This window comes from Butyricicoccus sp. AM27-36 (assembly GCF_003480945.1).
Classification (GTDB): domain Bacteria; phylum Bacillota; class Clostridia; order Oscillospirales; family Butyricicoccaceae; genus Agathobaculum; species Agathobaculum butyriciproducens.
Window position 1 is genome coordinate 1 of sequence record NZ_QUJR01000034.1, and the last position, 2,390, is coordinate 2,390.

Below are 2,390 nucleotides of genomic sequence, written 5' to 3' on the forward strand. Positions count from 1 at the left end.
GCTGACCGCGGCTTCAAGCTGTGCTTCCATCACCATATGGCGACGGTCGTTCAGACCTTCGAGGAGACCAAGCGCTTGATGGACAACACCGATCCGCGCTATGTTTATCTCTGTTTCGATACCGGTCACTTCACCTTCTCGGGGGAGGACGCCGTAAAGGCGGCCAAGGAGTTTGGCCCGCGCATCGGCCACGTTCACCTCAAGGACATCCGTCCTGACATGATGGAAAAGGCATATGCCGAGGACTTCAAGTTCCGCAAGGCGGTACTCGAAGGCTGCTTCACCATTCCGGGTGACGGCTGCGTAGACTATCCGGGCGTATTCAAGGCTCTGCACGATGCACACTACGAGGGCTGGTTCATCGTAGAGGCCGAGCAGGACCCGGCAAAGGCAAATCCGCTCGAGTATGCCAAGATGGCACGCGAGTATATCAAGAAAACCGCAGGTATCTGATTACAGACTGTAAAAGCAGAGAAAAGAGAAAACAGAAAACAGCATACGTGCTGACTGATAGGAGGAAATAAAAATGGCTAAGATGACGAAACGAATTGGTGCAGCAATGCTTAGTACAGCGCTGCTTCTGGGCGCACTGACCGGCTGCGGTGGCAATACCTCGTCATCGACGGACGGCGATAACGCTACAAGCGCTTCTACCGAGAATCCGCACATCACCGTTGTTCTGAAAACCTTGGCTTCCGAGTACTGGGCCTATGTAGCCAAGGGATGCGAGCAGGCTGGCAAGGACCTCGGCGCTGAGGTTGATGTACAGGGTGCGACCTCGGAGACCGCGTACGACGAACAGCTCTCCATGATCGAAACCGTACTGAACGCAAGCGGCACGGATGCAATGGTCGTTGCACCGCTGCAGTCCGAGACGGTTGCAACCCAGATCGCAAATGCGGAAATTCCGATCATTGCGATTGACACCAACGTAGAATCCGATAAGGTTCTGAGCTTTGTAGGCTTCGATAACGAGGCTATGGCCTCCATGGGCGGCGAAGCTGCAGTAGAAGCAGCTAAGGAAGCCGGCTGGGATACTATCACCGCGATTGGTATTGCGGGTGTACAGGGCGATTCCACCTCCGAAGCACGCATGGGCGGCTACAAGAAAGGTGTTGAAAAGGCTGGTGGCACTTATCTGGATGCGGAGACCCAGTACGCTGACGGTGTATCTGACAAAGCTGTAACCGCAATGGAAGCGATCATCCAGAGCCATCCGGAGGGTATTGCGATCGTTGTCTGCAATAATGACGACATGGCCGTCGGCGCTGCACGTGCAGCAGCTTCCTATCCAGCTTACAAGAACACCATCTTCGTTGGCTGTGGCGGCAATGTTGCAGCACTCGATGCAATCCTTGCAGGTCAGGAGACCATGACTGTTGCTGTTGACGGCTACGACGTAGGCTACCGCGGTGTTCAGGCAGCAGTTGACGCACTGAACGGCAAGACCCTTGATAAGTTTATCGCTTCTACCGCTTCTATCGTAACTGCCGACAACGCAGAAGAGCAGAAGGCGATCGTTGAAAAGAAACAAAACGGCTAAACCGAATTCTGTCATCACAGATCCGTAAAAGCAGGCGGGCATATGTGCAAGCGTGTGCCCGCTTCTTCATTTTGTGAAAGAAAAGAGTGAAAAGATGAGTGAATACGTAGTAGAACTGAAAAACGCGACCAAGCGTTTTCCGGGCGTAGTGGCTCTGAAAAACATGCAGCTTTCCGTCAAGCCGGGCGAGATCCTCGGCCTGATCGGTGAGAACGGCGCAGGCAAATCTACGCTGATCAAGGTGCTGACTGGTGTACATCAGGCAGACGAGGGTCAGATTTATGTAGACGGCGTCGAGCAGCATTTCAAGGACCCGAACGATTCGGCAGCGGCTGGCATCGCGTGCGTATATCAGGAGCTTAACATTGAGAAGCTGCTGAGCATTACTGACAACATTTTCATCAACAAGTGGATCAAAAAGGGTACTCTGCTGGATTACCCGACCATGCATAAAAAGGCAAAGGAAGTTATGGCTTCGCTCGGTCAGGACGTAGACCCGACCAAGCCGGCAGGTAACTTTGGTATGGGCGTACAGCAGATGATCGAGATCGCAAAGGCGGTTCTGATCAACGCAAAAATGATTATTATGGACGAGCCGACCTCCTCTCTGGGCGAGAAAGAGGTTGAGCAGCTGATGAAGACCTGCCGTGATCTGAAGGCACGCGGCATCGGCATCGTCTTTGTATCCCATAAGCTGGAGGAGCTGTTCGAGCTGTGCGACCGCGTTGAGGTTATCCGTGACGGTGAGTTCATCGCAACCAAGCCGATCGATCAGTGGGATAATGACTCCCTGATCACCGCAATGGTAGGTCGTTCGCTGGACAACCAGTTCCCGAAGGAATTCGGC

3 protein-coding genes are annotated in these 2,390 nt (G+C 53.4%); all 3 read left to right on the forward strand.

Annotation, left to right across the window (positions count from 1 at the left end; translation table 11 throughout):
- Window positions 1-453, forward strand: a 453-nt coding sequence (locus DW724_RS15325; protein WP_147358697.1) for a TIM barrel protein, incomplete at its 5' end; no start/stop codon positions are given.
- 73 nt (window positions 454-526) lie between these two features.
- Window positions 527-1,543 carry a sugar ABC transporter substrate-binding protein gene (locus DW724_RS15330; RefSeq protein WP_118762050.1) on the forward strand — a complete coding sequence of 339 codons (1,017 nt, stop codon included), beginning with the start codon at window positions 527-529 and terminating at the stop codon, window positions 1,541-1,543.
- A gap of 94 nt (window positions 1,544-1,637) precedes the next feature.
- Window positions 1,638-2,390, forward strand: a 753-nt coding sequence (locus tag DW724_RS15335) for an ATP-binding cassette domain-containing protein (protein WP_147358698.1), incomplete at its 3' end; no start/stop codon positions are given.

Coding starts and splice junctions, on each gene's coding strand:
- DW724_RS15330 (WP_118762050.1), top strand. CDS start 527: ATGGCTAAGATGACGAAACGAATTGGTGCAGCAATGCTTAGTACAGCG.